Origin of the sequence: Brevibacillus sp. TJ4, assembly GCF_044627595.2 — a bacterium.
Taxonomy (GTDB): domain Bacteria; phylum Bacillota; class Bacilli; order Brevibacillales; family Brevibacillaceae; genus Brevibacillus.
Genome location: NZ_CP185865.1, coordinates 2,083,150 through 2,100,254 on the forward strand (window position 1 = coordinate 2,083,150; position 17,105 = coordinate 2,100,254).

Here is a 17,105-nt window from a genome sequence, read left to right on the forward strand (position 1 = left end):
GAATAATGTTTTTGCGGGATGGATTTATCGGATCTTCTTTTTTATAATAAGTTATAAAGGGTTGTTGTGTTAGATAATCGACTTTTTTCCTGCAATCTATCCGACACTGGCACACCTTTGATTGGGCAAATGAGTAAACCGCTTTCAACTCCCCCTTGCTTTGATTACCACAACGATCTTATAACTGTCAGCAGTAAAGTAGAGCGGGGAACGTGAATACAGATAGACCCTTGAAAAATGTTGTGGACCCCCAGGGTTTGCTGTGGATAGGAGTTGTGTAATGCTAGATAATATAGTGGATATGCTTCACTACACAGTAGAGCTAATGAAGAATCTTGGCCCGTGGGGATTGTTCATCCACTCATTTATGGATGCAGTAATCTTTCCCATACCTGCGTTTGTGCTACAGGTGTCCCTTAGTATTCTGGACCCGGAAGCCGCGCTCTGGCTGGCGACGATCGGGTATATTGCCTGTATGCTCGGCACGCCATTCGGTTATATGATCGGCCAATTTGCGGGTAAAGCAGTGTTGAACAAGATTTTGAAAAAAGAGTGGATTGATGCGGCGACAAAGCTGTTTCAAAAAAATGGTGAAACTGCGATTTTGATTGGCTCGTTTACACCTATCCCTTTTAAAGTATTCACGATCTTGTCAGGTGCGCTGCGCTTTCCCCTCTGGAAGCTGATTGCGTACGCTGCGTTTGGCAGAGCGGTCAAGTTTTATGTAGTTGGGATCTTGTTCTACATGTATGGAAGAGCAGCCGCTGGCATGGCAAAAGACGTCTCCCTGTACGTGTTCCTCGGCGCGATTCCGCTGTTGGCCATCTATCTGTACTACAAGAAAAGAAAGGCAAAGAAGGCGGAGGCTTCGGAAGAAAACGAACAGGTGGATGCGGAAAGCAAGAATGAAAAAGAACAAGGCAACAGTTGATGTGAAACCGTTCCTGTGAAAAGAAGAGCGTTATTTCCAGTTTGACCAGACTGGAGATGACGCTCTTTTTTTGTCGTGGAGAGAAAAGACTTGACAAAGAAACAGGTCCACCTTTATTTTTGTATATAGCAATAAGTTTTGCGTTAGGGCAAAACTTTTGTGAATAAGCATAAGTCTTTGCCATCCGCATGAATGATGCGTGCATGCATGTTAAGGAGGAGAAACGAGTGGAGAGTATGTTTATGAGTCAAGTCTGGAAGAAATGGTGGACGGGCGTAATCGCACTGTCGTTGCTGTTGGCAGCTTGCAGTTCAGGTCCATCTGCGAGCGAGCAGCCAAACGATTCAGAAAACGCGGAAAAAATTCGCGTCGTGACGACGATTGCCCAAATTGCCGAGCCGATCAGCGTAATCGGTGGCGACAGGGTGGAAGTGGAGAGTCTGATGGGACCTGGGGTAGACCCGCATCTGTACAAAGCGACCCAGGGAGACATTCAAAAGCTGATGAATGGAAACATCGTCTTCTATAACGGCCTGCATCTCGAAGGCAACATGACCGAAATTTTCGAGCAAATCGGCAAGGACAGACCGGTGGCGGCTATCGCAGAGACGATTGCGAGCGAAAAACTGTTGACCGATGAGACCGGGCAATACGATCCGCACGTCTGGTTTGACATCGACTTGTGGATGGAAGCACTGAACGCGGCAACCGAAGAGCTGAAGAAAGTTTCCCCTGCGGATGCAGACTATTTCGAATCCAACAAGACAGCTTATTTTGCCGAGCTGCAAGCGCTGAAAGCAGAAGCTACCGAAAAGCTCGCGCAAATTCCCGCCGAACAGCGGGTGCTGATCACCGCGCATGATGCCTTTGGCTACTTTGGCCGCATGTTCGACATCGAAGTAGTCGGGCTCCAGGGTCTGAGCACGGAAGACGAGGTCGGGATCTCTGACATCCAGTCCACGGTCGATCTGTTGCTCGCGCATGACATCCCTGCGATCTTTGTCGAAAGCAGTGTCAATCAAAACTCCATTCAGGCTGTACTGGAAGGCGCAGCGAGCGCTGGCCTCGATGTGAAGCTGGGCGGAGAGCTGTTCTCCGACGCGATGGGAGACGCAGGAACAGAAGAGGGCACATACCTGGGCATGTATCGCCACAATGTAGAGACGATCTTCCAGGCGCTGAAGAATTGAGGCATAAGGAGTGAGGTCATGTGTCTGTACTGAAGGTAGAAGACTTGTTTGCAGCGTACCGCAAGACCAGGGTTCTGCACGACGTCAACTTTGAAGTGCAGCCCGGTACGCTGACCGGTATCGTCGGTCCGAACGGCGCAGGCAAGTCCACGCTGCTCAAGGTCATACTGGAGCTGCATCCAAAGCTGTCTGGCTCCGTGTCTTTTTTCGATACATCCTATGCAAAAGTAAAAACCAGGGTCGGCTATGTACCGCAGCGCGGCTCGGTCGACTGGGATTTTCCGACGAATGCGCTCGATGTCGTCACGATGGGCTTGTACGGGCAGGTTGGGTGGCTGAAGTGGCCCAACCGCCGCCACAAGGAAAAGGCGCTGGCAGCCTTGGAAAAAATGGGGATGGCTGCGTTTGCCGACAGGCAGATCAGCCAGCTCTCCGGCGGGCAGCAGCAGCGCGTCTTTCTCGCCCGGGCACTCGTCCAGGATGCGGATTTGTACGTAATGGACGAACCGCTCGCCGGTGTCGATGCGGCGACGGAACGGGCGATTATGACGACGCTCAAGGAGTTGAAATCGGCCGGGAAAACGGTAATGGTCGTCCACCACGACCTGCAAACCGTCGATGACTATTTTGACCACGTCCTGCTGCTCAACAAAACAGTCGTCGCCCACGGCAGGACGCAAGACGTCTTTACGAAAGAAAATGTATACCGTGCATACGGCGGAACGCTGCGCTGGATGAAGGAGGCGTAATCAATGAGCATACTGTTGTCGGCAAATGCGCAGTGGGTGTTGGCCAGCACGCTGATTTTGGGAATGGCATCCGGCACGATCGGATGTCTTGCCTATTGGAAGCGGCAAAGCCTGATGAGTGACGCTTTGTCCCACGCCGCACTGCCTGGCGTCGTGATTGCCTTTGCCCTGCTCGGGACCAAAAATTTGCCGGTGATGATCCTCGGTGCAGCCATTTCCGCCCTGTTCGGAGCGCTGTTGATCCAGATGATTCGCTCATCCAGCAGGATTAAGGAAGACACCGCGATGGGCATCATTCTCTCTGTCTTTTTTGGACTGGGGATCATGCTTTTGACTATTGTCAACCGCACCGGGACTGGCAACCAGAGCGGTCTGGACGGATTTATTTTCGGGCAGGCGGCATCGATGGTGCAAAAAGACGTGTATAAGATGATCTTCTTGGCGGCGGCCGTACTGCTTGTCGTGTTTATCGCCTTCAAGGAGTGGAAGCTGTTTTTGTTCGACCCCGATTTTGCCAAGGGGCTCGGGTTGTCCAACCGCTGGATGAACGGCATCTACCTGGCTGTGCTGGTGCTGGTGATCGTCGTCGGGATACAGGCTGTCGGCGTGATTTTGATGGCGGCGCTACTGATCATTCCGGCGGTAAGTGCCAGGTACTGGAGCAAATCATTTAAGGGAATGGTGGTGCTGTCGGCGCTGTTTGGCGGATTGTCAGGCGTGGTCGGAACGATGGTGAGTGCGATGGGCGCCGGTTGGCCGACAGGCCCGTTTATTGTCGTCGCTTCGTCATCGCTGTTTTTGTTCTCCCTCGTCTTCGGCACGGAAAAAGGGCTCTTGATCCAGAAACTGCAGTTGCGCGCCCAGCGGGAAAAACAGGTGTACACCCAAATTGAGACATCAGAGAGAGGAGGCGAGGTATGATGAGTTATACAGGATGGATTTTGCTGACCGCTTCGCTCGTCGGCTTGTCGTGCGGCCTGGTCGGCGTCTTTCTCATTTTGCGGCGGATGGCGATGATGGCCGATGCGATCAGCCACTCGGTGCTGCTTGGAATCGTCGTCGCCTTTCTCGTCACCCGGGAATTGAGCGGCATCCACATGCTCGTCGGGGCGATGATCGCGGGGATTGTGACCGCACTGCTCGTTCAGTGGTTTCACTCCCGCGGCGTGCAGCAGGACGCGGCGATTGGCGTCGTCTTTACGACCTTGTTTGCCATCGGGGTCATCCTCATCGCGACACAGGCGGGCAATGCCCATCTCGATGTGCAGCACGCATTGATGGGGGAGATTACGTTCGTTCCGTGGGAAACGATGACGGTTGCAGAGCTTGGCGAAATTCCCAAAGCCACCTTTACGCTCGCGGTCGTACTGGTGATTGTACTGGCGAGCATTTTGGCGTTTTACAAAGAGTGGAAAATCACATCGTTTGATCCGGGATTGGCAGCAAGCATCGGTATTCCTGTCGTCCTGATGCACTATCTGTTTATGGGGCTGGTCTCGATTACGACGGTCGCCTCATTCGACGCTGTCGGCGCGATCCTCGTCGTAGCCATGCTGATTACCCCGGCGGCATCCGCCTACCTGTGGACCGACAAGATGTCAGTCATGCTCGTGTTAAGCGGGGCCTTTGGCGTTCTCTCGGCAGTGGTCGGCTATTGCATCGCGGCCTGGCTCGATACGTCCATCTCCGGGGCGATGGCGTTTACGACAGGATTGGTATTCCTCGTCAGCTTCCTCGGCTCTCCACGACACGGACTGCTCGCCCGGATGGTGACGCATTAAGCGTTTGCACCGTCTGGGACGTGTAGTATACAATAATCTTATTTACGGATACTGTTACAAAGTGGAGAGAGATCCTGATGATCTATGAGGAGCAGCACGAGACATATGCACGATTGGCCACTACACTGTGCCCAATCGGTGAACCGCATCAGCAAAGACCAAAAATATACGAAACCCCGTTACACAATCTCTTCCTCGTCCGTATGAACATAGGCTGGCGCCGAGAGTCTTCGTGACCGTTTGCAAGGATTGTTCGGTCGCACCACCGCTGGAACGAGGAGAGAACATATGAAAGTATTCGAAGTCGTCGAAAACCTGTTTGCCCAATACGGGTATCTGGTCTTGCTGCTCGGCTTGCCCCTTGATTTTATCGCATCGCCGATCCCGCCCGGGAACAGCACGCTTACGTATACCGGCTACCTGTCTCACAAGGGCGTTTTGATGGCTGGCTATGCGCTGGCGCTCGCCTATGCCGGTTCGTGTATCGGTTTCACGGTTACGTACGTGATCGGGTACAAGATCGGCTACCCGCTGATTGAACGATATGGCAAATGGCTGATGCTCAAGCCAGAACATGTCCGAAAAACGCGCCGCTACTACAAACGGTTTGGCGAGAAGCTGTTGTTTATCGGCTTTTTTATTCCCGGACTGCGGCAGTTTATCGGCTATTTCTTGGGAATCATCCGGGTGCCGTTTCGCAAAATCGTGATCTATGCTTATCCGGGGATCGCCCTGTGGGTCCTCGCGTTTTTTGGCATCGGCTATTACTTCGCCGATGAATGGCAGCACATTTTCAATCTCGTGGAAGAATATTTGCTCGTGCTGGGTGTCATCTCTGCGGTTGTCCTGATCGTGTTTGTGGCGAGAAAAATCCGCAATCGCTACAAAAAATAGTGCGGGCATTCATCCAATAAAAACGTACAAGAGGCAATCCCTTGCACAAGATGGCGGGAATGTCTCTTTTTTATGCTCCCGTACGCCGCCGCAGTCAAAACCGGACCGCATACGATCAGGCAGGCTGGCACAACCTATTCATGCACATTGTGGAATCATTGCAGGGGAATCGCCGATCGATTCGGGCGATTGAGGGAGGAATGTTGCGATGGAAAAGGAACTGACGTACGGCGAAGATTACGGATTCATTCCTGCCACATCCGTCAATAGCGGCATGGGCATCGAGGTGGCTCCAGGTGTATACAGCTACACGATTCAAATCGTCAATATCGTACTGGTCGAGATGACGGGAACAAATGGCTTTGTCTTGATTGACGCCGGGATGCCGGGGTCTGCAAAGGAAATCGCCGACGCCGTGAGCGAGAGATTCGGCGCGGATCGACGTCCCGAGGCGATCTTGTTGACACACGGACATTTTGATCACGTCGGTGCGCTCATCGAACTGGTCCGCGAGTGGGATGTGCCGGTGTACGCGCATAAGGCAGAATTGCCGTATCTGACCGGCAAACAAAGCTATCCCGAGCCGGACCCGAGTGTCGAGGGAGGGCTGGTGGCCAAACTGTCCATGCTGTTTCCGAATGAGCCGGTGGATGTCGGAGATCGCGTGCAGGTACTTCCTGCTGACGGCAGCGTTCCATTTTTGCCGGACTTTCGCTGGATTCCTACACCTGGTCATACGCCGGGTCACGTATCGTTTTTTCGCGAAAAAGATCGCGTTCTGATCGCAGGCGATGCCTTTGTCACCGTGAAACAGGAATCATTGTACAGCGTCTTCACCCAGGAGCTGGAGCTGCACGGACCGCCGCGATACTTCACGACGGACTGGCAGGCAGCAGAGGATTCCGTCCGCAGGCTGGAAGCGCTGAAACCGGAGATAGCCGTGACAGGACACGGCATGCCGATAGCCGGCGATAGGCTGGCTCGTGACCTGAAACAGCTGGTGGATACGTTCGAACAGGTCGCCATTCCCGACTACGGCAGGTATGTAGACGATACGCCGCAGACGGGAGATCGGGTGTAAAAAACCTCTCAGCTTCGCGTTTTTCACGCGAGTTGAGAGGTTTTTTCTTCATTGTTTTAACAAAAACACGTTGCCATCCTCGTCCTGGAACTGCACAAAAGCACCCCACTGCATTTCCTCGGGCTCTCCCAAAAAGGAGACGCCGTTTGCTTTCATGCGTTCATATGTGCTTCTGATGTCATTGCACGAAAAGACGATAGACGCCTTCATGCTCTCCGCGCCCTTCATCATCGCTTTCGGGTAGATCACCAGGCGCGTCTGGGCACCTTTTGGAGCGGCCTCAAGCCAGTGGGCGTTCGGCCCCATCGGGTGATCGGCGACAACTTCGAAACCGACCTTTTCCGTCCAGAATGTTTTTGCCCTCTGTTGATCTTCGACATATACGGCGACAGTTGCTATTTGGGTAATCACATGTATCCCTCCGATGTTAGCTTGCCCTTGAGTATAGCATGCGGCATCCTTCTCCGCCAGATTCCAGGGAACCGCGATAAACGGGGGCGCACCTGGTACAGCGAATACAATGAAACAAACGGTACGATCTGAGGCAAGCTATCGGGAGGAAAGGAGATGATCGCGTGGAAACGGTCGATAAGCTGTGGGTTGCGCTCGAGGACGTGATCGACCCCGAAGTCGGCGTCAATATTGTCGATCTCGGGCTGGTCTACGATATTTCCCTGGATGAACAGCAGGCGGCGACGATTACGATGACATTGACGATCCCGCAATGCCCGCTTCGCGATGAAATCGTCAGCTCGGTAGAAGAGACGGCCAAAAGCGTTTCCGGTGTCAAGGAAGCGCATGTGAACCTCGTCTTTGACCCGCCCTGGAAGCCGGCGATGATGAATGATCGGGCGATTGAAGAAATCAGACGGCGAAGATCGCTCGTCTAATCAGTCAGGATGGCAAACCCCCGCCGGAGGAGCCGGAAAGTGAAATTGCGTTTTTCGGGAGGGGGTTTGCTGGTTGGTTGACGTGAAACCAAAAGGTGTTATATAATGATTCACATGAAACCATTTGGTTCTATATTTTGACTCGGGAAGGAGAATCGTCCATGGAAACGAATCGAGACAATCACATACAAGACATCGTGCATACGGCCGTACTGGAGGCTCCCATTCAAAAAGTTTGGGAAACAGTCTCTACAGCAGAAGGAATCGCCTCATGGTTCATGCCGAACGATTTTCAGCCTATCGTCGGACATGAATTTCACGTCCAGTCACCGTTTGGCCCCTCCCCGTGCAAGGTAGTGGAGATCGAGGCGCCGCATCGGCTTACGTTTACGTGGGACACGGATGGCTGGTACGTCACGTTTCTGCTCAAAGAAGTCGGGGAGAAGACAGAGTTTACCTTGATCCACGGGGGATGGAAGCAGCCTGACGCGGTCGTTCCGAAAGCCAAGGAGGATGCTGCTGTCATTCGCGAACGCATGAACCAAGGCTGGGATGCGATCGTCCACGAAAAACTTCGCAAAGCAGTGGAAGGGTAATGTCTGCTGTCCAAAAGCACGATGTGTTTCAGGCGATTGCCGACCCGACGCGCAGAGAGATTCTCCGGCTGCTTTCGGAAAAAGACTTGCCGATCTCCGAGATCACTTCCCATTTTCCGATGAGCCGCACGGCTGTCGCCAAGCACCTGAACATTCTGGCGGAAGCCAACCTTGTAAAGGGACAAAAGGTGGGAAGGGAGAAGCGTTTTCGGCTGCATCCAGAGCCATTGGCGGAATTGCAGGAATGGCTCGCATACTACGAGCAATTTTGGCGCAACAAGCTGTCGATGCTCAAGCATATCGTGGAAACGGATGCAAAAAAGGGCGATACATGAGCGATTGTCTCGTATGCGTTTGCAGTGAAAAGGCGACTGTCACCGGTGGCATACCGGATCGGCAGCGCTTTTTTTCGTCCGTGTTCCCGAGCATGGGCGAGAAAATGAGAGAATTTGGAGCGCCAATTTCGGATAATCCTGGATTTTCGTCCAATTTCCCCGCTATTTTTGGCAATTCACGCTTGAAAAGGCCGCCTGTTTTCCATACACTTTTTGTTAGCACTCATCTCTAATGAGTGCTAACAAACTGGTCGGGAGGCGAACGCCGATGTAGACGACAAGTGCAAAACCGGAATGTTCCAGTCTGGAAAAAGTGTACATCCGAACACGGAAAGAAGATTTTTACATCGAACGGTTTTACGGAACAAGGATGAGTTTACTCATTGTTGTTCACAAACAAATTGCGCAATACGTAGTTTGCTTCGCTAGGGACCACGTATTACGGAGTTTTTTTGGCCGATTGGCGTGAGATCCCTCGAATGAAAAAATACTTCTTTTTTTCTTTTGTAGGAGGGTGATTCGACGTGAATGCACTGCTGCTCGCAGGAGGACTGGGGACACGATTGCGGCCATTGACCGAACATTTGCCGAAACCGATGGCTCTGGTGGCCAATCGACCTTGGCTGGAGCATCTGATTGTGCATTTGAAACAGCAGGGGATTGCCGATTTTGTCATTGCCGTCAAGCACTACCCGGAAATCATCCAGAACCATTTTGGGACGGGTGAGAAATGGGGTGTGCGTATTCGCTACACATTCGAAAAAGCGCTGTTGGGGACCGCAGGAGCGATTAAAAACGCGGAGCCTTTTTTGGATGACCGGTTTCTCGTCGTCAACGCCGATATTGTCCATGAAGCCGAGATGATTCCACTGCTCGAATTTCACAACCAGCATGGCGGAGCCGTCACCATCGGCTTGACTACGGTAGACGATCCGTCGCATTACGGTGTCGTGGAGCTGGACAGCCAGGGGGAAATCCTGCGTTTCGTAGAAAAGCCTCGCCCGGGAGAAGCGCCGTCCAACCTGATCAACGCAGGCATCTACGTCATGGACAAGCGCGTACTGCGCCATATCCCCAAGCAACGGGAGGTTTCAATCGAACGCGAGACGTTTCCGCTGTTGATCGAACGCAGTGAAGGTGTCTTCGGGAAGACCATCTCCGGCTACTGGATGGATATGGGCACCAAGGAACGGTATCGCCAAATACACTGGGACTTGTTAAACCGCGCCTACCGATTGCCGCATCTCGGACATCAAAACGAAAACGGAATCTGGGTCGGACAGAACTGTGACATTGATTCCGGTGTTTTGTTTATTCCTCCCGTTCTCATCGGAGACAATGTGAAAATCGGCGAGCGTTCTGTCATCGGACCTTTCAGCGTGATTGGCAACGACTGCGTGATCGGAAAACAAGTCCGCTGCACGGAAACGATCATGTGGGACAGATGTTACGCGCATAGCGGGGTCGTTCTGAACAACTGCATTTTCGGATACGACCTGGAAATCGGCGCAAAACACATTTTGCACGAAGCCGTTATGAGTCGAGCGGAGGTGATGCAAGCATGACACGCGTTGCTTTTATGAGTACGTACGTACCGCAAAAATGCGGACTTGCCACGTATACCTTTCATCTCAGACAGGCCGTTCATGCTGCAAAGGGCTGGAAGGGTACGGACCCGGTCGTCGTCCTCACCCAGCAGCCGGACAAACCGGCAGAAGACCGGATCTTGTGGCCGCTGTACCGGCATGATCCGCATGAATACAAAAAAATGGCTACCAAAATCAACCAGTCGGATGTAGACGTCGTCTCGCTTCAGCACGAATTCGGCATTTTTGGCGGAGAAGCAGGCTCGCATATTCTGACCTTCCTCGACCATTTGAAAAAGCCGCTGGTGACCACGTTTCACACCGTCTTTGAGCGGCCCAAGCCTCCGTACATGGCGATTCAAAAACAAATTGCCGAGAAGAGCGACAAAATCATCGTGATGAACCGCAAAGCGATCCGCTATTTGCATGAAGCGTTTGGCATCCCTGCCGAAAAAATTTGCTATATCCCCCACGGCACACCAGAGCCGAACAAGGCCGGACGTGCTGAATGGCGCAAGCAGTGGAACTGGGAGCAGCGCAACGTATTGCTGACCTTTGGCCTGTTGAGCAGAGGAAAAGGACTGGAATCGCTGCTGGCAATTTTGCCGCAAGTCGTCGAAAAAGTCCCGAATGTGCTGTACGCCATCGTCGGACAGACCCATCCTGAAGTCAAAAAGCGGGAAGGAGAGCAGTACCGCGAAGAACTGCTAAAACAAATCGAAAAAAGCGGACTCGGCGACCACGTGGTGATGATCGACCGCTACATGGAAGAGTCGGAGCTGGTCAAGTGCATTACGGCATGTGACATTTACATCACGCCATATCCGGGTCTTGAACAGATTACGAGCGGCACGCTGGCGTACGCCGTCGGATTGGGGCGCCCGATTTTGACTACGCCGTACTCCTATGCCACCGATCTGCTGAGCGACTATCCGGAGCTGTTCCTCGACCCGGCAGAACCGTCCTCATGGGCACAGAAGATCATCTCGCTGCTCGCCGATGACAGCAAGCTGGCAGAGTGGGGACAAAAAATCGAGAACATCGGAAAAACGATGCATTGGCCGGAAATCGGAAAGCAGCATGCTGCCTTGTTTGCCGAGGTGGGAAATCGTGCGTACATCCAGGCCAGCCTTTAATCATATCCGGCTGCTGACGGACGATACCGGAATTGTCGAGCATGCGATGGGGCGCATCCCCCGCTGGCGCGAAGGCTACAGCACCGACGATCAGGCGAGGGCGCTGTGGATGTGTCTGGAATGGCTTGACCTCGTGGAGGAAGAGGAAAGCGAGTCGCTTTACGCATTGATCGATCGGTATCTGTCCTTTTTGCTCTGGGTGCAAAAAAACGACGGTCATTTCCACAACAATGTCGCCTTCAACCGGACGTGGGAGCCGGAATCTCCGTCCGATGACTGTCTGGGGCGCTGTTTGTGGGCGTGTTCGCTCGCACTGACCCAACTGCCGGACGATGATCGCCGGATTGCAGCTCAGACGATACTGCAAAAGGCGTTGCCCCAGGCTGTGAAAATGCGCTATCCCCGTGGCTGGGCTTACGCGATTGCTGCATGCAGTCTGCTCATCAGCCACAAGCAGCCGCTGGACGCCTCACATGTGCTGGAGCAGTTGACGCACAAGCTGCTTGCTGCCTACCGCTCCAACGCATCGGCGGGCTGGCACTGGTTCGAGCCCGTCGTCTCCTACAGCAACGGTTTGCTGCCATGGGGGCTGCTGAGTGCGTACGAAGTCATCGGGGACCAGGAGATTTTGGATGTGGCCAAGGAAAGCCTCGATTTTCTGATCGGTCTCTCCACGAGTGCAGTCGGCCACATCCGCCCGATCGGCAACAGAGGGTGGTGTACACCTGCGAGCAGGGCGCAGTGGGACCAACAGCCGGTCGATGTAATGAAGCTGCTGCTTGCTGCCAAAAAAGCATATGAATTGATCGGAGAACATGGATATGTACTGATTGTCCATAAATGCCACGACTGGTTTTACGGGGCGAATGACGCCGGCGTTCCGTTGGCCAGCCACGCGGAAGGAAGCTGCTTTGACGGGATCAGCGAGAAAGGTGTCAATCTGAATCAAGGAGCCGAATCGACCATCTGCTACCTGATTGCCGAAGCACTGTACCAAAAAATACAAAAAAACTGAGGTGAAGCATGTATGACAGCGATGCAGCAAAACGGGATTCCGCAGGCTGTATTTCGCGAGTATGACATTCGCGGCAAGGCGTACGAGCAAATCGATCCTGCATTTTGTTACTTGTTGGGAAAAGCGTTTGCCGAAAAGGTGAAGGCAGCAGGCGAACAGCGTGTTGTCGTGGGAAGAGACAACCGGAAATCATCGCCTGCATTTCATCGCGCATTGGTCGCAGGACTTCACGACTCTGATTGCCAGGTCGTCGACATCGGCGAAGTGACGACGCCGATGTTCTACTATGCCCTGGAGCACGAAACATGCTCGAGCGGCATTATGATCACCGCCAGCCACAATCCGGGTGACGAGAACGGCTTCAAGATCGCGATGGACTACACGACGATATACGGCGAGGCGATCCAGTCATTGCGCGAGGCGATGTGCAAGCTGGCAAAAGATCAGCAAATTCCGCAAACATACTCCTGGAATACGCACGCTCTCCAGCAAACAGATATGGAGACGCCGTACCTCGCCATGCTGAAGGAAAAAATCAGGCTCGGTCCACGGAAGCTGAAGGTCGTCGTCGATTGCGGAAACGGCACACCGTCCCCGTTTGCTCCGAAAGCATTGCGAAATTGGGGATGCGAGGTGGTAGAGCTGTACTGCGAATCCAACCCCGATTTTCCGCATCACCATCCCGACCCGGTCGAACCGGCGAACTTGCGCGATTTGATCCACCGGGTCATTGCCGAACGCGCCGATTTGGGGATTGCGTTTGACGGGGACGGCGACAGGCTTGGCGTCGTTGACGAAAAGGGGAACATTCTCTGGGGCGATCAGTTGATGATCCTGTTCTGGCGGGAAATCATGCCGCGCTATCCCGGCTGCCAGGCTCTGGTCGAGGTGAAATGCTCCCAGGCGCTTGTCGAAGAGATCGAGAAGCTGGGGGGCAAACCTGTCTTTCACCGAACCGGCCACTCGCATATCAAAGCGTCGATGCGCCGGCTGGACACGCCGTTTACCGGAGAAATGTCCGGACATCTGTTTTTCCGGGACGAGTATTTCGGATTTGACGATGCGCTGTACGCTGCCGGACGTCTGCTGCGAATATTGAGCAATACCGGCAAACAGCTTTCGGAATGCTTTGCAGACGTGCCGCGCTACTTTGCCACCCCGGAAACGCGCGTTCCATGCCAGGAAGCAGAAAAACCGAAAATTCTGGAGAAGGTAAAGGAACACTTTCGCGTCGCGTATTCGACCATCGAAGTCGACGGCGTACGGGTCCTGTTCCCCGACGGTTGGGGACTTATCCGCAGTTCCAATACACAGCCGATTTTGGTGTTGCGGGCGGAGGCGGATTCGGCAGACGGGTTGAAACGGATTCAGGCAGAGCTGGAACAAGCACTGCAAAAAGCCTCTTGCCACGTATCGATTGCATGGTAATGAAGATGTTCGGGAGTGATGCATATGCCTTTTTATCCGACAGCTTGCGAAGCGAACAAGTTGGATACCAAGTCATTTGCGGATTGCTATCCCGTCACTTTCAAACCGATCGTCCAGGAAAGGGTGTGGGGAGGTAGCCGGTTGAAGTCCTGGTACTCCCTCGACGATGTCCGGCCGATCGGTGAATACTGGCTGCTGTCAGCCCACCCGAGTGGCGTCAGTGTCGTGGATAGCGGTCCTTTTGCCGGTATGCGGCTCGATGAGCTTACCGCCCGCTACCCTGAAGACTACTTGGGGCGGTCGCCACAGGAGCGCTTTCCACTGCTGGTCAAATTGATCGAGGCGGCTGACGATCTGTCCGTCCAGGTCCATCCGGACGACAGCTACGCCCTCCAGGCAGAGAATGACTACGGAAAAACCGAAGCGTGGTATATTCTCGACCATGCTTCCCCAGGGGAAATCATCTACGGTCATCGCTTTGCCGACGCCGATCACTTCCGGCGCTCGCTCCAGCGAAAAAATGTACTGGAGTATCTGAATAGACGACCGATCGGCAGAGATGAACTGGTTTATGTGCCGGCGGGGACGTTGCACGCCATTCGAAAAGGGACGATTTTGCTGGAGATTCAGCAGACTTCGGATGTTACATACCGGGTGTACGACTGGGACCGCGTAGATGCGAAGGGAAGCAGCCGGCAATTGCATATCGATCAGGCTGCCGCTGTCATGTTCCGCACTGATCAGTCCGAGCAAACGATTTGGCAGCGGAAGACGCTCGCGTCCCGCAATGATGGCGTCCACGAACGACTGCTCTCCAGCCCGTTTTTTACGATCGAACGCCTGTCCATTCCGGACCATCGCCATTATGTGCTGCACAGCGGCCGACCGGGCAATCCCGATGTCCTGATTGTTCTCGAGGGAGAGGGGTGGCTTGAATACGGGCAGCCACAACAGCATATTTCTTACAAAAAAGGCGATCTTTTGCTGATTCCCGCTTCCATCCCGTCCTATCGCGTCCATGCCGACCGACGGGCAAAAATCATTCGTACCTATTATTAGCGGGAAGAAGCGGACAAAGAGGTGATTTGTTTCCCATGAACGTATATCGCTATCCCGAAAATCCGGTCATATCCCCAAAAGACATCCCTCCGTATTTGCAGGGCTATGAAGTCATCGGGGTATTCAATGCCGGGGTGATTCGCCATGGCGAGGAAATTATTTTGCTGCTGCGGGTGGCAGAGCGGCCGATCAACCATGACCCGAAGGTAGGCTTGAGTCCGTACTACGATGTGGAAAGCAGCAGCATGGGCGTCCACAAGTTGAAAAAAGGCGTTCCGGGCTACAATTTTTCCGACTCCCGCGGCATCGGTACGCCGGACGGTTCCCTGCTAACATCGATTTCGTATTTGCGCATCGGGCGAAGCCGGGACGGCATCCACTTTGCCATCGACGACCGACCTGCGCTGTTTCCGGAAAACCAGTACGAAATCTACGGCATTGAAGATTGCCGGATTACGCAAATCGACGATACGTACTACATCAACTATTCGGCAGTCTCCAATCTGGGCATTACGACGTGCCTCGCCTCTACCAAAGACTTCTCCTACATTCAGCGCGAGGGCGTGATTTTTCACCCTGACAGCAAAAATATCGCGATTTTTCCGCAAAAAATCAACGGCAAATACTACGCCCTGCATCGTCCGTCCAGCTCCAGCTTCGGGAAGCCGTGCATGTGGATCGCGGAATCGCCCGACCTGCTTTGCTGGGGCAACCATCGCTACCTGATGGGCTGCCGGGAGGGAGAGTGGGACGAAGCGCGAATCGGAGCGAGCTGTGTCCCGATCAAGCTGGAAGAGGGATGGCTGGAGATTTACCACGGGGCGGACCGCAACAACGAATACTGCCTGGGAGCGGTGCTGCTCGATGCCGAGCAGCCGTGGCGCGTCATCGCTCGCAGTCGGCTGCCGCTGTTGAAGCCGGAAACGCCGTATGAAAAAGAAGGTTTTTTCGGCAACGTCGTGTTTAGCTGCGGGGCGCTGTACGAAAATCAACGGGTGAAGATTTACTACGGTGCAGCGGATACGTCTACGTGCTACGCGGAAATCGAGATGACAGACATACTCAATGGGATGAAAGAGGTAGGATGACAGGTGCGCGAAGCATCTCTTTCCACGCGAAAGAGATGTTTTTTTGTGCAGGATCATCGTCCACTGTTTTACTGACCCGGGCAATTTCCATGCAATCTTATCACGGAAAAGGTTTTTCTTTCGCTTCGTCTCCCTTATACTGATTCCGATGAGCTTGTTAGCTGCAAAAGCATAGGAGGAACACGATGGCGGTCTGGAAGTTGCGCTTGTTTAACTTTAGTTATTTTTCATTATTTTCCTTGTTTCTTTCGTTTTTGCCGGTCTATCTCACCTCGATCCAGGTTTCCGAGTCGCAAATCGGATTGATCCTGGGCGTGGGGGGAGTCATCGGGGTGTTCTCCCAGCCTTTCTGGGGAGTGGTCAGTGACAAGAAAAAGACGATCAAAAAAGTGTTGCTGGCGATACTGGCCATTTCCATCGCCGGCGGCTTTGTGCTGTTTCAAACAGTGAATCTGATCCTGCTGTTCGTACTCGTCGCCTGCATGTATTTTTTCTTCATGCCGACAGATTCGCTGGTGGAAAGTCTGAACTACCAGTCGGCGCAGCGCTTTCAGACGCCCTACGGCTCCATACGCATGTACGGCGCGATGGGATACGCTACGGCGTCAATGATTATCGGTGTGGTCGCGGGTCATTTTGGCGTCGGCAGCATGGCATATCTGTTTGTCGGCTACGGCATCGTCGCCTTTTTGGCAGGACTGCGCATGGAAGACGTGGAGGCGGTAAACAAGCCGCTGCAGCTTCATTCGCTGAGGCAGTTTTTTTCGGAAAAGAGCAATCTCGTCTTCTTTCTTCTTATTTTATTGCTGGCGATTCCGCACCGGATCAACGATACCTATATTGGCATCTACATCGAACGCGCCGGCGGAAGCCTGCAATACGTCGGCTACGCCTGGTTTGTGATGACGCTTGCCGAGGTGGCGTTCTTCGCGATCGTGCATCGCTTCCTCAAACCGGGCAAGGAGCTTGCAATTATCTCCGTAGCGGGAGTGATATACGCCCTGCGCTTTTTTCTCACAGCGATAACCGACAGTCCGCTCGTACTCGTGCTTCTTCAACTGCTTCAGGGCTGCACGTTCGTGCTGCTGTACACAGCGGCGATTCAATATCTCTATACGATCGTGCCGCCAGAGTGGAAGGCGACCGGGCAGACAATCCTCGCTGTACTCTTTTTTGGCATCTCCGGTATCGTCGCTTCGATCGCAGGCGGGTTCATTTTCGAGCAGTGGGGAGGTAGCAGCCTGTACCAGCTTATGGCTGTGATCTCGCTTGTAGTGGTCGCTTTTTGCTTCATCATGCGAAAAAAACAGGTGTCAGCGCAGTAAGGCATGCTGGTTGAAACCGAA

18 protein-coding genes are annotated in these 17,105 nt (G+C 53.4%); 17 read left to right on the top strand and 1 reads right to left on the bottom strand.

Annotated features, from left to right (window positions below; all coding sequences use genetic code 11):
* Positions 1-301: 301 nt before the first annotated feature.
* The 7 genes from ACAF76_RS10185 (at position 302) to ACAF76_RS10215 (ending at position 6,626) form a co-directional block, all read left to right on the top strand.
* On the top strand, positions 302-931 hold the full coding sequence (locus ACAF76_RS10185; protein WP_421617912.1) for a YqaA family protein: 630 nt from the start codon (positions 302-304) through the stop codon (positions 929-931).
* Positions 932-1,173: 242 nt separating this feature from the next.
* Positions 1,174-2,121 carry a metal ABC transporter solute-binding protein, Zn/Mn family gene (locus tag ACAF76_RS10190; RefSeq protein ID WP_421617823.1) on the top strand — a complete coding sequence of 316 codons (948 nt, stop codon included), beginning with the start codon at positions 1,174-1,176 and terminating at the stop codon, positions 2,119-2,121.
* Between the two features lie 20 nt (positions 2,122-2,141).
* Positions 2,142-2,870, top strand: coding sequence for a metal ABC transporter ATP-binding protein (locus ACAF76_RS10195; protein WP_421617824.1), 729 nt, complete (start codon positions 2,142-2,144; stop codon positions 2,868-2,870).
* Between the two features lie 3 nt (positions 2,871-2,873).
* Positions 2,874-3,791: a metal ABC transporter permease gene (locus ACAF76_RS10200; RefSeq protein WP_421617825.1), complete on the top strand. Its 918-nt coding sequence runs from the start codon at positions 2,874-2,876 to the stop codon at positions 3,789-3,791.
* The gene (locus tag ACAF76_RS10205; RefSeq protein ID WP_421617826.1) at positions 3,791-4,651 is read left to right on the top strand and encodes a metal ABC transporter permease; all 861 of its coding nucleotides are present in this window, start codon (positions 3,791-3,793) and stop codon (positions 4,649-4,651) included. Before ACAF76_RS10200 ends, ACAF76_RS10205 begins: the two co-directional genes overlap by 1 nt.
* 288 nt (positions 4,652-4,939) lie before the next feature.
* Positions 4,940-5,545 (top strand): DedA family protein, encoded by a 606-nt coding sequence (locus ACAF76_RS10210; RefSeq protein ID WP_421617827.1) that lies wholly within the window; start codon positions 4,940-4,942, stop codon positions 5,543-5,545.
* Between the two features lie 208 nt (positions 5,546-5,753).
* Positions 5,754-6,626, top strand: coding sequence for an MBL fold metallo-hydrolase (locus tag ACAF76_RS10215; protein ID WP_421617828.1), 873 nt, complete (start codon positions 5,754-5,756; stop codon positions 6,624-6,626).
* A gap of 48 nt (positions 6,627-6,674) precedes the next feature.
* Here ACAF76_RS10215 and ACAF76_RS10220 read toward each other — a convergent pair whose 3' ends face one another.
* Positions 6,675-7,037: a VOC family protein gene (locus ACAF76_RS10220; RefSeq protein WP_421617829.1), complete on the bottom strand. Its 363-nt coding sequence runs from the start codon at positions 7,035-7,037 to the stop codon at positions 6,675-6,677.
* A 164-nt stretch (positions 7,038-7,201) separates the two neighbouring features.
* Between ACAF76_RS10220 and ACAF76_RS10225 the strand changes: the two genes are divergently transcribed.
* The 10 genes from ACAF76_RS10225 to ACAF76_RS10270 all read left to right on the top strand — a co-directional run bounded on the left by ACAF76_RS10225 (position 7,202) and on the right by ACAF76_RS10270 (position 17,084).
* Positions 7,202-7,516 carry a metal-sulfur cluster assembly factor gene (locus tag ACAF76_RS10225; protein ID WP_421617830.1) on the top strand — a complete coding sequence of 105 codons (315 nt, stop codon included), beginning with the start codon at positions 7,202-7,204 and terminating at the stop codon, positions 7,514-7,516.
* A 161-nt stretch (positions 7,517-7,677) separates the two neighbouring features.
* On the top strand, positions 7,678-8,112 hold the full coding sequence (locus tag ACAF76_RS10230) for an SRPBCC family protein (RefSeq protein WP_421617831.1): 435 nt from the start codon (positions 7,678-7,680) through the stop codon (positions 8,110-8,112).
* Positions 8,112-8,447: an ArsR/SmtB family transcription factor gene (locus ACAF76_RS10235; RefSeq protein ID WP_421617832.1), complete on the top strand. Its 336-nt coding sequence runs from the start codon at positions 8,112-8,114 to the stop codon at positions 8,445-8,447. The genes ACAF76_RS10230 and ACAF76_RS10235 overlap by 1 nt, the downstream gene beginning before the upstream one ends.
* Positions 8,448-8,971: 524 nt before the next feature.
* Positions 8,972-10,012 carry a sugar phosphate nucleotidyltransferase gene (locus tag ACAF76_RS10240; RefSeq protein ID WP_421617833.1) on the top strand — a complete coding sequence of 347 codons (1,041 nt, stop codon included), beginning with the start codon at positions 8,972-8,974 and terminating at the stop codon, positions 10,010-10,012.
* Entirely contained in the window at positions 10,009-11,169 is a 1,161-nt protein-coding gene (locus ACAF76_RS10245) for a glycosyltransferase family 4 protein (RefSeq protein WP_421617834.1), read from the top strand. Before ACAF76_RS10240 ends, ACAF76_RS10245 begins: the two co-directional genes overlap by 4 nt.
* Positions 11,144-12,184, top strand: a complete 1,041-nt coding sequence (locus ACAF76_RS10250; protein ID WP_421617835.1) for a glycosyl transferase — start codon at positions 11,144-11,146, stop codon at positions 12,182-12,184. The genes ACAF76_RS10245 and ACAF76_RS10250 overlap by 26 nt, the downstream gene beginning before the upstream one ends.
* A gap of 12 nt (positions 12,185-12,196) precedes the next feature.
* Positions 12,197-13,612 (top strand): phosphomannomutase/phosphoglucomutase, encoded by a 1,416-nt coding sequence (locus ACAF76_RS10255; RefSeq protein ID WP_421617836.1) that lies wholly within the window; start codon positions 12,197-12,199, stop codon positions 13,610-13,612.
* A 24-nt stretch (positions 13,613-13,636) separates the two neighbouring features.
* Positions 13,637-14,671, top strand: coding sequence for a type I phosphomannose isomerase catalytic subunit (locus ACAF76_RS10260; RefSeq protein WP_421617837.1), 1,035 nt, complete (start codon positions 13,637-13,639; stop codon positions 14,669-14,671).
* Positions 14,672-14,706: 35 nt separating this feature from the next.
* Positions 14,707-15,759 carry a glycoside hydrolase family 130 protein gene (locus ACAF76_RS10265; RefSeq protein WP_421617838.1) on the top strand — a complete coding sequence of 351 codons (1,053 nt, stop codon included), beginning with the start codon at positions 14,707-14,709 and terminating at the stop codon, positions 15,757-15,759.
* 185 nt (positions 15,760-15,944) lie between these two features.
* Positions 15,945-17,084 (top strand): MFS transporter, encoded by a 1,140-nt coding sequence (locus ACAF76_RS10270; RefSeq protein ID WP_421617839.1) that lies wholly within the window; start codon positions 15,945-15,947, stop codon positions 17,082-17,084.
* Positions 17,085-17,105 lie beyond the last annotated feature (21 nt).